18 protein-coding genes are annotated in these 18,627 nt (G+C 49.7%); 6 read left to right on the top strand and 12 right to left on the bottom strand.

All coding sequences use genetic code 11. The features are described 5' to 3' along the window. The first annotated feature begins 285 nt into the window (after nucleotides 1–285). On the top strand, nucleotides 286–1,911 hold the full coding sequence (locus tag H8K43_RS08335) for a mechanosensitive ion channel family protein (RefSeq protein WP_186903417.1): 1,626 nt from the start codon (nucleotides 286–288) through the stop codon (nucleotides 1,909–1,911). Here the strand turns inward: H8K43_RS08335 and H8K43_RS08330 are convergent. The 3 genes from H8K43_RS08330 to H8K43_RS08320 all read right to left on the bottom strand — a co-directional run bounded on the left by H8K43_RS08330 (nucleotide 1,903) and on the right by H8K43_RS08320 (nucleotide 3,730). Beyond that, nucleotides 1,903–2,565 (bottom strand): SOS response-associated peptidase, encoded by a 663-nt coding sequence (locus H8K43_RS08330; protein ID WP_186903416.1) that lies wholly within the window; start codon nucleotides 2,563–2,565, stop codon nucleotides 1,903–1,905. The two genes, H8K43_RS08335 and H8K43_RS08330, sit on opposite strands and share 9 nt — an antisense overlap. A gap of 2 nt (nucleotides 2,566–2,567) precedes the next feature. Next, nucleotides 2,568–3,230, bottom strand: a complete 663-nt coding sequence (locus H8K43_RS08325; RefSeq protein ID WP_186903415.1) for a DUF4272 domain-containing protein — start codon at nucleotides 3,228–3,230, stop codon at nucleotides 2,568–2,570. 152 nt (nucleotides 3,231–3,382) lie between these two features. Next, entirely contained in the window at nucleotides 3,383–3,730 is a 348-nt protein-coding gene (locus H8K43_RS08320; protein WP_186903414.1) for a hypothetical protein, read from the bottom strand. Nucleotides 3,731–3,959: 229 nt separating this feature from the next. On the opposite strand from H8K43_RS08320, the gene H8K43_RS08315 reads away from it, so the two are divergent. From H8K43_RS08315 to H8K43_RS08295, 5 genes are all read left to right on the top strand, one after another. Then, nucleotides 3,960–4,529: a hypothetical protein gene (locus H8K43_RS08315; RefSeq protein WP_186903413.1), complete on the top strand. Its 570-nt coding sequence runs from the start codon at nucleotides 3,960–3,962 to the stop codon at nucleotides 4,527–4,529. Between the two features lie 575 nt (nucleotides 4,530–5,104). Next, a complete protein-coding gene (locus H8K43_RS08310; protein WP_186903412.1) occupies nucleotides 5,105–5,659 on the top strand; it encodes a fimbrial protein in 555 nt (184 codons plus the stop codon). A gap of 188 nt (nucleotides 5,660–5,847) precedes the next feature. Next, nucleotides 5,848–6,606 (top strand): fimbrial biogenesis chaperone, encoded by a 759-nt coding sequence (locus tag H8K43_RS08305; RefSeq protein WP_230403775.1) that lies wholly within the window; start codon nucleotides 5,848–5,850, stop codon nucleotides 6,604–6,606. Continuing rightward, nucleotides 6,599–9,289: a fimbria/pilus outer membrane usher protein gene (locus tag H8K43_RS08300; protein WP_186903411.1), complete on the top strand. Its 2,691-nt coding sequence runs from the start codon at nucleotides 6,599–6,601 to the stop codon at nucleotides 9,287–9,289. The genes H8K43_RS08305 and H8K43_RS08300 overlap by 8 nt, the downstream gene beginning before the upstream one ends. 194 nt (nucleotides 9,290–9,483) lie before the next feature. Then, nucleotides 9,484–10,365, top strand: coding sequence for a fimbrial protein (locus H8K43_RS08295; RefSeq protein ID WP_186903410.1), 882 nt, complete (start codon nucleotides 9,484–9,486; stop codon nucleotides 10,363–10,365). A 1,161-nt stretch (nucleotides 10,366–11,526) separates the two neighbouring features. Here H8K43_RS08295 and H8K43_RS08290 read toward each other — a convergent pair. The 9 genes from H8K43_RS08290 to H8K43_RS08250 form a co-directional block, all read right to left on the bottom strand. Further along, nucleotides 11,527–14,472 carry a DUF927 domain-containing protein gene (locus tag H8K43_RS08290; RefSeq protein ID WP_186903409.1) on the bottom strand — a complete coding sequence of 982 codons (2,946 nt, stop codon included), beginning with the start codon at nucleotides 14,470–14,472 and terminating at the stop codon, nucleotides 11,527–11,529. A gap of 142 nt (nucleotides 14,473–14,614) precedes the next feature. Next, the gene (locus H8K43_RS08285; RefSeq protein WP_186903408.1) at nucleotides 14,615–14,983 is read right to left on the bottom strand and encodes a hypothetical protein; all 369 of its coding nucleotides are present in this window, start codon (nucleotides 14,981–14,983) and stop codon (nucleotides 14,615–14,617) included. Further along, the gene (locus H8K43_RS08280; RefSeq protein WP_186903407.1) at nucleotides 14,980–15,207 is read right to left on the bottom strand and encodes a hypothetical protein; all 228 of its coding nucleotides are present in this window, start codon (nucleotides 15,205–15,207) and stop codon (nucleotides 14,980–14,982) included. The genes H8K43_RS08285 and H8K43_RS08280 overlap by 4 nt, the downstream gene beginning before the upstream one ends. Beyond that, nucleotides 15,200–15,436, bottom strand: coding sequence for a hypothetical protein (locus tag H8K43_RS08275; RefSeq protein WP_186903406.1), 237 nt, complete (start codon nucleotides 15,434–15,436; stop codon nucleotides 15,200–15,202). Before H8K43_RS08275 ends, H8K43_RS08280 begins: the two co-directional genes overlap by 8 nt. Nucleotides 15,437–15,715: 279 nt before the next feature. Further along, nucleotides 15,716–16,390 (bottom strand): hypothetical protein, encoded by a 675-nt coding sequence (locus H8K43_RS08270; RefSeq protein ID WP_186903405.1) that lies wholly within the window; start codon nucleotides 16,388–16,390, stop codon nucleotides 15,716–15,718. Continuing rightward, on the bottom strand, nucleotides 16,387–16,587 hold the full coding sequence (locus H8K43_RS08265) for a helix-turn-helix transcriptional regulator (protein WP_186903404.1): 201 nt from the start codon (nucleotides 16,585–16,587) through the stop codon (nucleotides 16,387–16,389). Before H8K43_RS08265 ends, H8K43_RS08270 begins: the two co-directional genes overlap by 4 nt. Before the next feature lie 135 nt (nucleotides 16,588–16,722). Further along, nucleotides 16,723–17,697, bottom strand: a complete 975-nt coding sequence (locus H8K43_RS08260; RefSeq protein WP_186903403.1) for a hypothetical protein — start codon at nucleotides 17,695–17,697, stop codon at nucleotides 16,723–16,725. Between the two features lie 5 nt (nucleotides 17,698–17,702). Then, nucleotides 17,703–17,969, bottom strand: a complete 267-nt coding sequence (locus H8K43_RS08255) for a Txe/YoeB family addiction module toxin (RefSeq protein WP_186903402.1) — start codon at nucleotides 17,967–17,969, stop codon at nucleotides 17,703–17,705. After that, the gene (locus H8K43_RS08250) at nucleotides 17,966–18,223 is read right to left on the bottom strand and encodes a type II toxin-antitoxin system Phd/YefM family antitoxin (protein WP_186903401.1); all 258 of its coding nucleotides are present in this window, start codon (nucleotides 18,221–18,223) and stop codon (nucleotides 17,966–17,968) included. Before H8K43_RS08250 ends, H8K43_RS08255 begins: the two co-directional genes overlap by 4 nt. Nucleotides 18,224–18,627 lie beyond the last annotated feature (404 nt).

The raw sequence follows: 18,627 nt of genomic DNA, 5'->3' as shown, positions 1-18,627 counted from the left end.
GTCATTGTAGTGTGTAAGAGTAATATGGAGAAGAAAATAAATAGTGATCTAAGGCAATATTTTGTTAAATGTACTGACTCTTGAGGAGATTCACTGCTATCCAGTTAAGTGTGGAAAGCGTCTGTGTTGAAAGCCGCAAAAAGCTGCGGCAGGTGGCAGATTGCTATTCATAGTGGCAATTGTCTTGTTATTATCAGCATGCTGTGCGGCACATCAATAAACAGGCTGCATGGTTTTGCAGGCGGTCATGCTTGCAGTTATTGCTGATCATGAAATGGGAACGCTATGTTTTTATCCATCCGGCGCAGCTTGGGGCCACTGTTAGGTTTGATGTTCTTATGTCTGACGTTTGTTGTGTGCGCTGCAGAGGATGCGGGCAAAAGCGGCATCCCGCATCCGGCCGAAGTCAGACTGCAGATATTTAACCGCCAGATAATGACGCTCAGAGCCAGCGTACTTGGCATGACGCCGGAAGACAGGATGCAGCGCGCCCGCGCAAGAATTGAACAACAGCTGGAAAAACCTGGACGCCATGAAGTCGGTCTCAGTCATGTATCACCCGGAGTTTTGGTGCAGATAGACGGCAGCGGCAGCTTTTATATCGCGCCGGAAGATGTTGATCCTTTTCAGCAGGAAACACTGGACAGCGTAAGCCGGCAGGCGCAGCAGGCCCTGCAACTGGCGATCAGCGAATACGAGGAAAGCCGCAATCTGCGCAGTATGCTGCATGCAGCGCTATATGCGCTGGTGGCGACGCTGTCTTTTGCTGGCTTATTGTGGGTGGTCTGGAAGTTGCGCCGCATTGTGATGCGCCGCAGCCTGATCTTTGCTAACGCAAAACTGGCGGAACTGCAGGACGTTGGTTCTGCATTGATTAAACGTGAGCGTTTGCATTGGCTGATACTGAAAGCCAGCCAGATACTGAGTTGGGGTCTCAGTTTCTTGCTCAGCTATCAGTGGCTGGGTGTGCTGATGTCGCTGTTTCCTTTCACCCGCCCTTGGGGCGAGCAGTTGAATGCCTATCTGTTTGGGTTGGTGCTGACACTGGGGGGCGCCATACTCAAAGCGATCCCGGACTTATTTGTTGCAGTAGTGATTTTTGGATTGGCAAAACTGTTCACGCATGCGATGGGACGGTTTTTTGACCTGGTGAAGAACCGTCAAATTGAGGTGGATTGGCTGGACGCTGATTTGGTGGGACCAACGCGTAAAATCGCGACCATCGCAGTCTGGCTGTTTGCATTGACGATGGCTTATCCGTATTTGCCAGGTTCAGGTACCGAGGCATTTAAAGGGGTGTCAGTGTTAGTTGGTCTGATGATTTCACTCGGCGCCTCCAGCCTGGTCGGGCAGGCTGCCAGTGGCCTGATCCTGACTTACTCGCGGGTTTATCGTAAAGGTGAGTTTATCCGCGTGGCCGAGCATGAAGGCACCATCACCGATCTGGGTATGTTCACGACCCGCATCCGCAATGGCATGGGCGTAGAACTGACACTGCCGAATTCTTTTGTGCTGAATAATGTGACCAAAAATTATTCGCGCGTAGTCGGTGGCGATGGCTTTGTGATTGATACCAAAGTCACGATAGGCTACGACACACCATGGCGTCAGGTGGAAGCAATGTTGATAGAGGCCGCCAGTCGTACGCAAGGTGTGCAAACCCATCCTGCACCTAAAGTTTTTCAGACTGCCTTGTCCGATTTTTATCCTGAGTATCTGCTGATTTGTCACGCCATCCCGACCGAGCCGCGACCACGGGCCGAGGTCATCAATCTGCTGCATGCCAATATCCAGGATGTCTTCAATAGCTATGGCGTACAGATTATGTCACCGCATTATCTGGGCGATCCCGGACATGAAAAAGTAGTGCCTAAGCAGGATTGGTTTAAGGCGCCGGCCAGCTCAGAATAAACTGGCTTGCGCTGGTGGGTTGGTATCAACCGGCCGGCCCCACATCTTATCTGCCGGGTAAAGCTGCAGCATGTCGCGGGCCTGTTCCAGGTCACGGCAATGCAGCCATGCATCGATGTTTTCAGCGGGCAGTATCACCAGTGAGCGCTTCTCTTCGCCCGGCTGATGAAAGCGCTTCATTAATGGATGTTGATCTGCATTGATGGTGATTTGAGTGAATGAATAGCTGAGCAACTTATCCACGCTTTCCCAGGCCTGAAACAGACCTGCCACTAAGAAATTATCTTGCCCCTGCACCCCGATATGCCAGCGCTGCGCTTTACCGGACTCATAATTAGGTTCAAAAAAATTCTGCATAGGCACGACGCAACGTTGACCATGCTGCCAGGCAGACCGATAGGATTTCAGGCTGGCGATGGTTTCAGCACGTGCGTTCATGGTGCTGTAGCGTTTGCTGCCGGGCGCGAACTGATGCTTGGGCAACATGCCATAACTGGCTGAAATGCAGATTCGTCCCGCACTGGCATCAGCAATGATGACTGGGGCGGCATCATCTTGCCAGACTTCGTTTTTCCAATCGCAGGATGCCGGCGGCTGTACAGAAAATGCAGTGTTGAGCTGATCCTTGCGGCTAGGTGTGAAGTTGACACACATGCTCAGCCTCCGGTTTCGGTACTGACCTGATCCCAGTCGTCTTCATTGTCGTAAGCGATCAGCCAGTTAGCTGCTTGATGCCAGGCCAGTACGCTGGCTGCATGCAGTCTGCCGGGTGTGGGTTTGTTAGTGATGTGGGCGTGCCGCACGGACCAGTGCAAACGATAAAGTAAATCAGCCCAGTCCAGCAATTCAGATTTGCTGCGCAGGCGTAGCGCCGCAGGGGCCGAAGCTGGACTGTTCGTCGTCTCGAATAAATGGTGAGTCAGGCTCAGATCGGCTAAGCGCTCAGCCCGGTCAGGCATACCTGGTGCGGGCTGCAGGCCGGTTGCCCATTGCAGAAAGTGCAGCGCATAGTGGCAATGCATGGCGAAGTCAGGCAGCGCGGCGGGCTGCTGTTGGTGGGTTATCCAGGCTTGCTCCTGTGCCGACAGGATGTGCTGCAGGTTATGCTTAGTGATCAGATTGTTCAGATCCGCTTGCTGCTCAGGCTGGGCAGCCAGGCAGCACAGATGGAGCGCCAGCAAACGATCGCGCAATTGTTCCCAGCTGCGCAGCGTGATCTCGTCTTCGCTTTCTATCAGCGGTAATTGCAGATTGATGCGTATGCCACGTTTATGCAGTGTGAGTTCTGAGAGTTCTTTGCGGAGTTCCGGAGATTTCATGGTCATGCAGGAGAAAATGGGTGCGGAATTGTACCAGTCTCTGCCTGCATGAATGATGGGAGTGCTGCTGATTTTCTGACTGTGTCGCTCAGGCTGACAACTGATTTGCCAGCTTAGCTGACCTATGAGCTGCGCTCTGTACTTCGCTCAGTTCAGGACACGGTTTTGCGGCGTGACATCAGCATGATCAGCCCAGCCAGGATCAGGAAGGGCAGTAACAAGGGAGCCAGTGCAAAACAGACTGCCAGTACAACTGCGGCAAATACCAGCACCATGACTGCTGACAGACTGGCAAAGACCAAGCCGGTAATCAGTAAGGCAAAAAAACTCGCGCCTAAACCTATCAGTATGCCAAAAAAGCCCAAGCCCCAGCCGACGACACCACCGACTTCTTCATCATCCCAGACGACATGAGTTTCTGGCGATAGTTGAAAAATTAAGGCCAGGATGGCTGCGCAAGTCAGGATGCCAAATGCAATATAAGTTTTTTTCGTTTTCATGATTTTGCTCCTTGTGCTGAGTGTGGATGAACAGGCGTTGTTTTTTGGTTGATGCAGGCATGTTATTCCTCGCTATTTATTCGTTCAATTTCCTTGCGACAGAATGCAAAAATGAAGGGATAGATGGGTAAAAAGCATGATTCATAACAGCAATACTATGTTCCCGTGATCCTTATGGTAAGGATCTTGATAAAAGTTATAAGCGATGTTTGCGTATCATTAAAACGGCGTGGTTTTTCTTTCTCAAAGCTGGAACTTGATTGAAATTTCCTATTGGAAATTTCCACTTGGAAAAACTACTATTCCCATATGGAAACTAAATGACAGCTTAAAGAGCGGGTTAAGTGCTCGGGCGACATTTGATTTTTCTTCTTTTTCATCCGGGACTAAAAGGCAGACCATTATGAAAAACCAGACCGTTGGCGTTATCTTAGCCGCCTTGAGTATGCTGGCTGCTGCGGGGCAGGCGTCAGCCCATGACGGACGTATCGCTTTCAGTGGAGCGGTCACTACTGCGACATGTAATGTGCAGGCGGCAGACAATCGTCAGGCCGTTTCCTATAACCAGTGCCATTCCTCCATAACGCAAGTCAGAACTACCGCAGAAGTATTGCCGTCTGAGACGCAGACTGCGACAGCTGGAAGCTTGAGCAAACTAAGTAACGAAGCAGCTCAGCTGATTGTGCGTTCTCAGCTTTCTTTGCAGCGGGGGCAGGCGCAATGGTCAAATGTCGCAGAAATGCTGGATAAATATCCGGGCTTGCAAGCGAATATTTTGGTGACGACTGAATACCAATAATTTTGATGACTTTCTCAAGGATTGATCAATTAATTATACGAAATCGCCACTTTTAATTTCGTTGTACAAGCTTAGGCGGATACAGGCCGGTCATGCAAATTTGCTGACCGGCCTTTTTGCTTTGTAGTGTGTGTTAAGAGCGCCACATTCAAAATTTCTGCTGGTTTGCACCAGGTTCAACGCTGGCCGCACCAGATTGATGAAATAAAGGAAAGTAAAATTCTTCATGGAAAATATTTAATTTCCATTGTGAAATTTTTAACAACAGCTAACATTTCCAGTGCAGCTATTTAACATTTGATGACATATCCTGCTTTCTTGACAACCTATACTTTGCCCGCGGACTTCAAAAGTATGGTGTAGAAAAATCACCGCCAAGCTTGCCGTATTAGTGGGGTAAGGAAAATACAGGATTTTTGTTAATTCCTCCTTTGCATACGAATTGAAAAATATGGCATGTCAGGCTGCAGGTAATCATGCCAATTCACCGGATTAGCATCCCGTGTTTTACATACTTCTGATTTCGTGACTTTGTTTTTTTGTGTGACATCCACTGAATGAAAGGTATGACTGATATGAAAATCAAATCTACGTTATTGCCGGTAATGACTGCCGCAACGGTCAGTATGCTGGCGTTGTTGCCTGGTACCGCATCCGCGATCGATGGCACGATTAATATCACCGGTAAGGTGACTGCATCGACGTGTAATCTGAATGGTGCCACTGCTCCAGTGACGATTAATGTTGCGCTGCCTACGGTTTCTACTGCTGCGCTGGCAACTGCTGGCAGCGTCGCCGGACGAACACCTTTTACCATCGCGCTCACAAATTGCTCAGCATCGATGACAAAAGCACAGACCTATTTTGAGCCTGGCCCTACCATCAATGCAGCCAGTAATAACCTGATCCTGCAAGGCGCGGGCGTAGCAGCCAATGTTGAGCTGCAACTGTTGAACGCTGATGCCAGCAAAATTTTGCTGGGCAATCCGCTGGCAACTCAAAACAGCCAGATCGGTAATGTGACATCGGGCTCAGGTACTCTGAACTACTTTGCGCAATACATCGCGACCGGCGCATCAGGAGCCGGTTCGGCCAATAGCAGTGTGACTTTCACGATGATTTATCAGTGATTCCACTGATACGGGCGAAGGCTGTTGTCTGAGTCTTTGGCCCGTGCACGGAAGGCTGCGGTGCATAGTGCCGCAGTCGGTTCCAGCAGTTTGGTCGCTGAGTCGCCGGGTATGCTCAGCCACGCATGTACACAGATGAAAGCCGTGAATCTGAGGTACATATTTCAGCTCATCCACAGTTAGTCATCATGAAAATTTCTCTCTTTCGTTCTTCTGCTCAGTTGATGTTGTTCGTGTTGGGCTTGCAGGTTTTATCAGCAGCTCATGCCGGCGTAGTGGTTGGCGCTACGCGTGTGATTTTTCGCGAATCAGATCAGGAGGCAACGGTCAGACTCAGCAATGAAGGCGAGTATCCGGCTCTGGTGGAAGCCTGGATGGATAATGGCGATGCCAGTGTGACGCCAGATAAAGTGACGACCCCGTTCACGCTGACTCCGCCACTGTTCCGCATGGAGCCCCATCGTGGTCAGACTCTGCGTATGCTGTATTCACGTGAGCCCTTGCCACAGGATAGGGAATCGGTGTTCTGGCTGAACGTGCTGGAAATTCCACCGGCACCGAAGCAAGCTGAAGGTGACGCAAAGAATATGCTGCAATTCGCGTTTCGGTCACGTATCAAAGTTTTTTTCCGCCCTAAGTCACTCACATCCAGTGTGGTGAAGGCCCCCGAACAATTACGTTGGAAATTTGTGCCTGACCGTGCCAGCAGCGTTTGCATGTTGGAAGCGGATAATCCTACTGCATTTCACATCACGCTCAATGTCTTGGAGCTAACGGTGGACAGCCATCGTATACAGGCCGATACCGGCATGATTGCTCCCTATTCCAAGATGCGTTTTGCGATGAAGGGATTGACTTTATGTAAGTCAGCTAAAGCTGATATTAGCTTTAGCATCATCAACGATTATGGCGGTACGACTGCTTATTCCGGGGTTGCCCATGAATAGTTTCATCCGCCATTCGTTCAGACAGCCTCAACATACCTGTCGCCCCTTAACCTATGTTTGCAGAATGCTGGCGCTGGGGGCTGGGCTTGCCCTGATTCAGTGCCCGGTGTGGGCTGATACGTCACCAGCTACCGATGCTGCCTCAGCAGCTGGTAACTCCGAAATGAAGCGAGCCGGGCGCAATGCAGGAGAAACCTTTAACCCTGCATTCTTGACTGGTAATAGCGGCATATTTGATCTGAGCCGCTTTGAGCGTGGTAATGTCGTCTTGCCTGGAACTTATCGGGTTGATGTGTTTATCAATGAGCGATGGATGGGCGTCATGACGGTTGTGTTTCGCAGTAATGACCCAGGCACGAATGCACATGCCTGTCTTTCGAGAGAATTGTTGTTACGGGGTGAGGTCAATTTTGAGAAGTTACAAACGCAAGCTTTAAGGGAGCTGGCTTTGCCATCTTCCTGCGTCAGTTTGCAGAGCCTGCTGCCAGATGCCACTGAGCGTTTTGACAGCGCTGATCAGCGCCTTGATATCAGCATTCCTCAGGCTGCGCAAAACCGGGTCCCCAGAGGCTATGTAAATCCTGCATTTTGGGATTTGGGAGTGACGGCTGCCAGTCTGAACTACACGCTCAATAGTTATCGTACCGAAGTGCAGGGCGTTTCGCAGAGCAATCATTTCCTGGGTTTGGAGGCAGGCTTTAATTGGGATCGTTGGCGTTTTCGCCAGAATTCTGCCCTGAGCTGGCAAAGTGGTGGCCCAAATGGCTCGCGCCATGCATGGCAGCATATGGCTAGTTATGTTCAAACCAGCTTGCAGGATTGGAATGCACAAGTCACCATAGGTGATAGTTATACGTCTAATGACTTGTTTGATGTAATTTCTATCCGTGGTGTGCAAGTGGGGTCAGATGACCGAATGCTACCCGGTTCTATGCGCGGCTTTGCACCTGTGGTCAGGGGTGTAGCTGAAAGCAATGCCAAAGTTACTGTGCGGCAGCGTGGCAATCTGATTTATGAAACTACTGTTTCTGCGGGGCCATTTGAAATTAGGGATTTGTACGCGACTGGATACGGCGGTGATTTGCAAGTCACCGTCACGGAAGCTGATGGCAGGCAGCGTAACTTCAGTGTGCCATACGCGAATGTGGCTCAGTTACTGCGACCCGGTGTCAGTCGTTTCAATGTTGCGGCAGGACGCTTGCAACTGGCGGGTCTGGTGGAGTCGGTCAATCTGGTGCAGGCGACTGTGCAGCACGGACTCAGTAATCAATGGACTGCGTATGGCGGCATTGCCGCTACACCAGCTTATCGTTCTGTACTTGGTGGCGTTGCCGTTAATACAGAATCCGGCGCATTGGGCGTCGATCTGACACATTCTGAAGCAGAGTTGCCAGCAGCAAACACTCAAAGTGGCAGCAGCCTGCGTCTTTCGTATAACCTGAGTTTGCCAACGGTGGATACTAATCTGGCGATTGCAGCTTATCGCTACTCGACCAATGGTTTTTTGAATCTGACCGATGCGTCTTTGTTGCGCGATAGTCTGTTGCGTGGCTTGCCACCTTCATTGGATCGTAGCCGTAACCGTTTCAGCATCTCGCTGAATCAGCGTTTGGGTAGTCAGTTTGGCACCTTGTATATCATGGGAACGACGCAAAGTTACTGGAATCGTTCTGGTAACGATACTCAGTTTCAGCTCGGCTATAACAATCACATCGGTCGGCTGAATTACAATCTGTCGGTCACACGTAGCAAAGACGTGTTTTCAAATAGTTACATTAATCAGTTTTATGCAGGATTATCACTGCCGCTGGACGATGAACATGGCCACGCTAAGAATGTGAGCGCCAGCCTGACATCCAGTCAGCCGGGTGGTAGTACTGCGCTCGCCAGCTTTAACGCAACGGCAGGGCCACAGAATGAGTTCACTTACGGTGCCAGTGTGTCAAATGACCGTAATGCCGGAACCGCTGTGAACGCCACCGGCGAATACCGTGGACCGTATGCGCGCCTGGCAGTCAGTGCCGGTAAGGGTGGTAATTACTCACAGCAATCTTTAACTGCTGCCGGTTCTATGGTCCTACATGAGGGTGGTTTGCTGTTGGGGCAAAGCCTGGGCGAGACTATAGGCATCGTTGAGGCACCGGGCGCTGCGGGTGCGGAAATCAGCAATGCCAATGGTGTCCGTCTGAACCAGCAGGGATTTGCTATCGTACCGTATATGACGCCGTTTGTGAGTAATACCATTGAAGTGAGTCCTAAAGGCTTGCCGCTGGATGTGCAGTTCGAGGCAACTACGCAAGAGATAGCGCCTTATGCAGGCGCTATCGTTAAAATGCGCTTCAAAACCAGTCATCAGCGTATGGCGATTATCCAGTCTGCCTTGCCTGATGGTACGCCCATACCTTTTGGTGCACAGGTCACTGATCAATCGCAGCAAGCTGTCGGCATTGTCAGTCAGGGGGGGCGCATATTTGCACATCTGCCCTCAGCGCGCGGCCAACTTCAGGTTAGTTGGATCAGAGATGACCTGGCGGATAGCTGCACCTTGCAATACCAGGTGGCAGAACAAAATAAAGCTATTAATCCTGGTGCAGCCTATGAATTGATCCGAACTACCTGTTTGCCTAAGGATTTTGCTTACGCACAAGTAGCAGATAGTAAATCAGCGGGAGTAAAGCCGTGAACATTTGCTCATTTCAAGCCTTCCCAGGCTGCGTTGATACGCAAAACCGGGCTTGCCAATCAAGATCGCTGGCTGATTCGCAGATGCGGCGCATTTACTTCCAACTATTTTTCTTTCTGCTGTTAAGTAGCTTCAGTCTGGTGACGCATGCGTACACAAGCTGCTCTATCGTATCTGCACCGCCTAGTTTCACTATGCCTGCTACGATAACGGTTCCCCGGGATGCACCGGTGGGAACGCTGATCGGTGCGCCTGTTTCTCAGAATTACACTTTTACCTGTAGCACCAATGATAATTTTTATCCTGGCAATCCACGCCAGGCATTTATTCAATTCCGGACGGCTAATCCAGCGGCGTGGACTGCACGCAATGGTGGCGGAATTATCATTCCGACCAATCTTCCTGGCGTAGGTTTGCTGCTCAATGACACCTTGGGAATTACTGCGCCAATGGGAAATGACTTCGCATTTGTGACAGCCTCCGGTGCCGTCGTGACCAATACGATGACTTTTCAGTTCATTAAAACTGGGGCCATTACGCCTGGAACTGTGGCGGCGAAATCCAACTTGTTCCATTTTCAGTGGGTGGTATTGGGTTTGAATAACAGCACCAACTTTGCATCCGATGTGTATGTCAGCCTGAATGGCGGAACGAACGTCAATGTGACCGCTTGCAGCGTTTCTGCAGGCTCCGCCAATATGACGGTAAGTATGCCAGCCATACCCACGTCCGCCTTGACTGGTCAGGGATCGACGACCGGAGGCACACCGTTTTCCTTGAATCTTAATTGTCAGTCTGGTTCTACGGTAAAGATAACGCTGAATACAGCGAATGCATCCGGGACTTATCCGGGGGTGGTGCAACCAGCTAGCGGCGCAGGCTTTGCCGCCGGAGTCGGCGTCCAAATCCGTGATGGTGGTGGAACTCCGGTAAGTTTTGGGGCTAAAACTGTTGTCGGCCTTTCTCCGGATGGTGTGCTGTCTGTTCCATACAGTGCCCGATATTTTCAGACTGGAACTGCAGTCACTGCGGGAAATGTCGCTGCTACAGTCACATTTACCATGAATTACGAATAGCTAATTGCAGGAAAGTTGCGGCTTACTTGCCGCAACTCGCTTGTGCGTATACGAATGATCAACAAATAAAAACGCCCTTGATTTCTCAAGGGCGTTTTTTAATCCTGGCGGAAGGGGGAAGTCGAATCATCTTCGGAAACCCGCATAAATAAAGGATTTTCTATTTTTCAAAATTATTTATGGATGCACCCATGGATGCAAAAATATTTTCTTACTTTGCTTGTTGTAATTAATGCATGTTCCATCCAAACCCCCGGGGGGTAGTTTTTGGGTTCCATAAATACTTGGTTAAGCTAACGGTTTCCGCTAATGGTTTTCTAGACTTTTGACCCGCCCCTACCACGTCCAAGCTTATACCCCCCTTGTACACACGCAAACTAGGCACAATTCGGGGTCATGGCACCCGCGTTTCTATAACGTGAAAAGGACCCGAGATTTTAAGGTACGGGGCTTCACCAGTTGAACCTGCTGCCGCTTAACTTAACTAAGCTTGGAAGTGTGTGTCTAAGTCTCAGGCGGGGCTTGAACTATCCCCATCATGAAACGGTTAGCAAGGAACCGTTCACGCCATCTAATCAATGGTGCAGCATGGCAAGTTAGAAAAGGAAGGAAGTGTACGGGAAGCAAACATCTGGGAAAAATTCGGGGTCTTCGCGCCCGCAGTCTTTAAGGCTAAAAAAGAACCTAAGAATTCTTTACTTCCGTTTGGAGAATAGTCATCGTGCTCACAGGCGTATGACAACCGCAAGCCTGATACAACCCGTCCGCTGTATCACAGATGCAGTACTGGCGCAGCTTGCAAGCCGTTTTTGCCTTGAAACCTATATCTGGTGCAGCTTCATTAAAATTCCAGAAAACAGGTGCTTTCTCGAAATGAAGTAGGAATGTACCTTTAAACAGGTGTACCGGTGTGCCAAGGCGAGGAAACAGGCCGCAAACCCGCATGGATATTAGGTTTGCGTGGTACACGTTAGAGGTGTACCACGCCTTTTCTGAGGTGTACCGGTGTACCAAACAACCAGATTTACGGGTTGAAATATTGCTTATAAGGTAATTTATTGCCCTATCTTGGCATTTTTATGTATGGCAAAGGCCATTTTGCAGCGCGAAGGGAATTCCCACGCCACCACCACAGGCCGCGCCGCCGGTTCGCCAAACTGATCAGGCAATGAGTGAGTACAGTTTATCGCTTGGTATTTTGTAGTATCTGGCTTTGATTCCGGCGAATCGTTCAAGGATGCTGCACTTACCCTCCTTGTCTTTTTCAAATACGCCTAGCTCTGACATCTTGGCCGCTACCAGTCTGGCATCAAAACCTTTACATACTTCCTCTTTAAATACTTTGGGTAGCAGGAAATAGTCAATGCTTGCGCCTTCGGCTTCATCAGGATGTATCTTGTCGCCGTATTCCTTGTGCCAGTCCGTATTATTCCTGATAGGGTTTCCTGCCTTGCTTACTATGCGTTTAAAACCGGCTTGGTTAATAGTTTTAGGTGCGTGGTCATCCATCGCTCTGTGCGCCCATGCAAAGCGAGAATCTCCATTAACTTGAATGAAGTCGGGCAACAGCGCCAGCATACGATCTTGCTCAATATCCCCCGCTGTGCCACGACTTGATAACCAGTCGTTAAAGCAGGTTGTGGCCGCTTCGGTGGCTTCACCATCTGCCCAACCTGTCACGCCTGCTGCGGTCGCTAACTCACCACCAGCAGCCACCAACGAGAAGAACTCAGACACGCGCTTTACTTGGCCGTGCGCATTGGCTGGACAGAGTTTGCCCGCCGTGCTGCCTATTGCCTGTCGCAGCATATCTGGTAATAGCCCTACATTGCTGACCAGCCATTCGATAAACGTCAGGCCAGCCGCGCCGTGATATTGCTGTGCCATACTGACCAAGTGACGGGACATAGCCGCACCATCAGCAAAGCTGTGCACAGTATCAAAAACGCCCAAGCCTTTGCCAGCATCAGCATGAATGTGTGCCATGCGCACATCTTGGCCGCCTTTGGTCGCTTTGCCTGCTTCGGCCATTTTGGCCTCTAAAGACAATTCCCCATCACTGATAAATATCAGCCGCCATGTGGCGATCTTCTTTGCTGTCGCGTTCTGTGTAGCGCGGCCTTTGCCTTTTTCATTACTGAGCATATAGGCGATATTGCCCACCATCTTAGGGTCGGCCTGCCCAAGTTCATCCAATACCAGTAAGGCGTCGGAATGCTTTTGCGCGGTCGCTTCTAACGAATTGTCGGTCACGTGCCAGCTTTGCGCATAATCAGCGCCACCAAACACCGAGGCCGCCACTTTCATGGCTGTACTTTTACCGGTGGAACTACTGCCCATCAGATGCAAGCCAAAGCTCTGCACTTTCGCGTGATTGAGTAATACCGACGCAAAACCCGTCGATACAAAAAACAATAGCCGCGAATTACCCCGACAATAGGCAGATATATGGGTTTGCCACTCTGCCAGCGTTCCCTTTTGTTTAAACTGTGACGTAGTACTGCCATTCGCCTGAAACAGCACTGTTTCTGCTCCTTGTCCTATACTGCGATCTGGCAGCACATACACATCATCATGCCAGCCTGTACGTTCAACACACCGCACACGGTCAGGCACGTCAGCCGTTTGTATGTAGGTGGTCAGCAAGTTTTTAACCTTCAGGCCAGGTTCAATCATCAAGCCCAGCGAAAGCAAATCAGCTCGATATTGCGTGCCATCACCAGACAACATGCGGGACGACATCGGCCAGCGTTTGATATTGTCGTCAGGGTCGTTTAATTCCAAGAGATAACCCCATTCACTGCTGGCCGCATCCCGCGTTCTGGCGATCACATACAAGGGCGAACAGATTTTAAGAGCGGGTAAGGCTTCGCCTTCATGGAAGGCGTGATAAAACACACCTTCATCACTCACAGTAAAAAACGGCTTACTCGATTGGCCAGCGCCAACAGGTTTGCTGCCTCGATTCTGGCGCGGTGCATTGGCGGGCTTTTGGGGCGTTTTTTGTACGCTGACCTTATCGGACTTTGCCGCGTCAACGTCATGCGCCTGTGCCGTGATCTGGCTCACTTCCTGCCCGTTTATTGGCACTGCACTGGCTGGCGCTGTTCCGTTGATTGTGGCCTCGATCTGGCTTTTGACTTCGGCCAGTCCACGCGCCACCGCAAGATCATTAAAATCATTACCACCTTCAGGTAAATTCAGCGGCTTACACCACGTGCCGCCAGTTGCGGTGGCAGCTTCTTTGGCTGCGATCACACCTGTATTTTTTCCGGTGTTCTGTTCTGTCTCGCTATCGTCATCAGCGCACAGCAACAGGCGCTTATCTGGATACCGCTGCTGCATCAGGGCTGCGATATGCTTCAGATTGCTGGCGCTGAAGGCAATCGCCACAGGGTAGCCAGTCGCTTCAAATAAGGCCGCGCCGGTAGCGTATCCCTCTGCAATTAATAGCCAGATAGCAGCGCCAGCATCACCGATTAAATGAAAGCCGCCCGACACTTTGCCACCGGTATAAAAACGTTTATCGCCATTGGCAAAAACACGCTGAATATTGCAAAGCTGGCCGCTGGTATCGATGACAGGAATCAGCAACGTATCGCCTTTGCTATGACGGGCAAACCGTACACCATGCCCAGCAATCCCTTTTTTTTGCAGATAGTCTGAATGACCTTGTTCGCTGGCGCTGTTCCACTGCTTTTGTGCCATGCTGGCAGCGGCTGCCTGTTTGCGTTCTGTCTCTGCCTGTTCTTCGGATAACTTGGCGGCTCTTTCCTGCGCCATGCTGGCCGCCTGTTCTGCACTCAGTGGCGCTGCGGGTGCATGGTCTTTGATATTAAACCCGCGTTGTTTTGCTTCATACAGCAATGTGCCGATGCCGATCTTGCCGCCCGCTTTAAAACTGCGCCAGCTTGTTTTTGCGGCCTCCGCATCATAGTTGCTGCCGCTCTGACTCCAAGAGTCAAACAGGTCAAAACCCGCGTCACCTAACTCCTGCTTAATGCCCATACCGATCTTTAACCATAACTGCCGGTCATCGGGCGGAATAAAGCTTAGTGCCGCTTGTATGGCTTCTGGTGTAGGTCGCTCAATTGGTTTTCTGCTCATCGCCATTCCTTATCCTTTGCTCCTTTGTTTTCATCATCAGACGGGAACACACGTTGAGATGAAAAATGTACACGCGTATGCACACCCAGCGCATTGACGAATCAATGCGACTCTTTAACTGTTTTGGGGTCATATCTGCCTTTTAGTGCATCGCGGCAGCGTGGCGCTGGCGCGATGGAGGCGGTCGCATCAGGCGTAATTCCTGCTGAATGCGGCCAAGATAACCGGCGCAAAAAGCATCACGGCTAGCCTGTTCATGTTGCTGCCAAACCGCTTCCACTGGGTCCAGCAAGATGCAAGCTTGCCGCACCAGTTGTAAATAATGGTGTAGGCAGGCTGGCAGATGCTTGTGCAAACTGACTGCTTCATCCTCGTTAAGAAACGCTTGTGCAGCACGTATGCCGCAATCGACGGCGCTTTGGTAGTGCGCGTCTATAGTTAACTCAACGGGCGGCAAATGCATACCCACAATGGCGGGCAAAATTGCACGAGGGGTAATCGGCTTATTCATACATTCCCCCTTTGTTGATTGAAGGATTGAACAAGGCTTAGCGCTGGTTTTTTACCTACCGTTTTTGTCATGTGTGCAATGGCGCGGTACATGATTACTTGGAACGAGTCCTGCAAACTGCGGTAATTTAAAACTAGTTGAATTTCTTCCTGAGTGAATGTTTCGATTATGGCGTTATCGTTTTTTTGATTGCGTGCAACCACGGCGGTGAGTTTGTTAGACATGGCGACCCCCTTCAACAGCAACGCCGACAAGAACAAGACACGGCTTGATGGCATAGCGTTGCGCGGTGGCGGCAATTGACTTTTGCAGACCTGCTCTTAAATCGCAGGGAAATGCTCGCAGGTGCAGCAGAGTTTGAATTTCGTTCTCGCTGATTGTGCCAAGCAAAGATGCAGCGTTATTTTCACTGCTCAAACGGATGGGGGAGATTAGGGGGTTTTTATCATTCATGGCAGGCTCTTTGGTGTGTGGTTACACTGCGCCCGTCGCCAAACGGGTGGGCAGCACATGACGGGGTTGGCGAACCGGACACCAAAGGAACCGGCATACCCGAAGGTATCCCCGCCACTGCCGCCCATAAAGAGGATGCAATGACATACGCACATGAAAAAGCCGCATAGCGCGGCTTGTGCGCTTTGGTGTGATTCGAGTCGCCAAACTCGTTCCCTTTTTTCTCAGGGACGCGCACAGCATACTGCTTGTGTGGCCTGATGGCAAGGGGGTGATGTTTCATACTATCCCCTCGATAATCACACCATTGTGTGGCTCTCCGTCAGCAAAACGAATGCTGATGATTTTGGTTCTTTCACAATCGCTCAAGCCTGCATCGTATGAGCGCGTAAAGTCATCGTCAATTTGGTAGATAAATTGATGTCCACGAAACGAAAACTTACCCTCTTTATGGTTGCCGCCGGTCGTTTGTCGATACCAGTAAAGTGACGTAGCACATTCAAGTAAATCATACGGTTTGTGCGCTTTTTCACACCAATCCTCTGTCTGGCTGATAGCACCTAAATGTACCGTTGCAGCCATGTAAAGCGGCGGTTGATCCGGCCGTAACGGGTCGCAAAACTCAATCTCAGCATACAGTACATCTTGCGGCGAACGTGACGCCATTCCTACGGTAGCAAGCTGCTTAAATTCGTTAAACGATTCACTGCTTTCACTGCGCGACATATCATATTTCAATTGCAGGACAGGCTTTGCGCCAAGCCATGGCGCATTGAATACTACGCTTTGACCTTGGATATCAAGCAAATTACCTATCTCATCCCCAAAGCCGCCACGTTCGTTAAGTACTTCCGCCGTATCAATGCAAGCGTAATGTGCTGGGGTGGCGTTGCTCTCTTGCTGCGAAGCGGTAATAGCAATTGCCTTGTTCATGTTGTGATTGATGGAATTCATTTTGCCGACTCCTGCGCCAGCTTTTGAATGTATTGCTCGATATCTGACTCCAGCCAAGCAACGGAACGCAAACCCAGCCGAACAGGAGCAGGGAAGGTTCCCGCTTTTATGCGGCGATAAGTCTCTGATTTACTGAATGGAACGCGCCCTAAGACGCTGGGAAGTCGCAATAATCTTGCGGGGGACGGTGTTTGCATATTCGCCTTTCTGGTTATTTGCCGCACCACTTGGTAAGTAATGGCACTTCAGCAAGGCGAATTTTTTCAGGTAACGGATATAACAAAAATTCCTGATAACCAGATAAACAGGTGGTTTATGAGGTGAGCAGTATATTATTTTCCTTTTTTTGGTCGCCCACCGACAAGGTTTACATTCGGCATTGCTTCCTTGTACCATTTTTTAATTATCTCAATTGAATAATTGTTGGTCAGCGGCCAGTCATCGAACGGCCATTTCTCAAGTTCGGCAGAGTTTTTTATAACGTGGTTTTTTTCTTTGAAATAGGCAATCAACACTTGCTTATCTATCTGGTCTTGGCGATTTAAATATCCGGTTTTAATTTTTTTTAATTGTTGATCTAATTCAATAGCCATTTCGGCGCGTTTATTTGATTCAACAACCATTTCAGCGAGTTTTCCAGAACGTTCTTCTTCGTTCATTTCAGTCCAACGCACCAATAAGTGCAATAGTTGCGCTCCAAAATCTGGGGATGCCATGATAGCGTCCACCTCAGAATGATTGTCTTCCTTTATTGCCCTGTAAAGGTCTGCGGCCATGACCAATAGGCGTAACGGCTCATATATCTGTTTACTTGCATCATCTAAATGTTTCTGAATATTTGCCATTGACAACTGAAGAATTTTTTGAGGCGCTTCCATCGCAGTCTTTAATTGGTTTCCAATCTCCGCCATAGCAGATTGAAGCTGCGCATGACTCTCAATAAACGGCTTTTGTGCGGCCTCACGCGCTAACGCAATCTCGCTTAAATTATTCCCTATAGCTTTGCGATCTGCGGCGAACTGCTGCATACCATTTTCTATGGCTTTGCGATCTGCGGCGAACTGTTGCATACCATTTTCTATGGCTTTGCGATCTGCGGCGAACTGCTGCATACCATTTTCTATGGCTTTGCGATCTGCGGCGAACTGCTGCATACCATTTTCTATGGCTTTGCGAGTTGTGGCGGACTGCTCAATACCATTCTCAAGAGCGTTGCGGTCTAATGCTGATTTTTCCATGGCCTTAGCAATTTCGGATTGCTGTAGTATTGCGTTCGTCATGCTAAACGAATCCTCATTTTTCTTCATGACAACTAATCCCCATAGTGATATCGGCAAGCCAGTACCGTCAATGCCTCATCGTCCACCGCATAGACAAGCCGGTGGCGCTCATCTATGCGCCTAGACCAGAAGCCAGACATATCCCCTAATAGCGCCTCTGGCTTACCTATGCCTGTAAACGGTTCACGGCTGGATGCTTCAATCAGGGTATTAATACGCTTCAGGGTCTTTTTGTCTTGCCCTTGCCAGTAGAGATAATCATCCCATCCATGCGAGGTAAAGCAGATTGATCGACTCATTCTGCCGTCACCAATGTGCGCTTTACTGTTTTGCCTGCACGATATTGCTTTATGGACTCGGCCAGCCTTTGCGCATTCGCAGGTGCTGACAGTAGATGCAAAGTCTCTGCCATTTGCTGGTAATGATCTAGCGACATAACAACTGCATCCCCACCATCGCGCCTGTTAATCACGGTGATGTCAGCATCGTCAATAACGCTATCAATGACGGATTTCAAAGAATTACGGGCTTCTGAGTAGCTGATAACGCGCATGATAACCCCTATATATGTACAGATAATTGTCCAAGTATAGCGCAAAGATTCTACCAATCACTCGCCGCTGGGCGGTTTGCGCAACAAAATTCCCCTTGCGCGATATTCCAGAAGGTGTGGGCAGGTATCAAAACAATACATTTTCAAGCAAAAGCCATAGCTGGTGCAGCCTTTCACCGCTTTTGCCTTGTAAACCTGCATGAAATGGAAGGCAGTTTTTAGCTGGTACACATTTGGTACACCTTTGGTACACCTATTTATATATATTGTGTTCCATGAAAAGCTAAGGCTGGCGCTGGTTTCCGCTGTTTGGTACACCGGTACACCTGTTTTTGCTGAGATAAGGCTACTATTTTTTGTGGCTTTGATGGTGGGCGTAAAAAAAGCCGCACACAGAGGCTGTA

Origin of the sequence: Cognatundibacterium curvum (assembly GCF_014284235.1) — a bacterium.
Classification (GTDB): Bacteria; Pseudomonadota; Gammaproteobacteria; order Burkholderiales; family Burkholderiaceae_D; genus Undibacterium; species Undibacterium curvum.
Note: the sequence above shows the minus strand (reverse complement) of the source record. Positions and strands in the feature narration are given on the sequence as shown.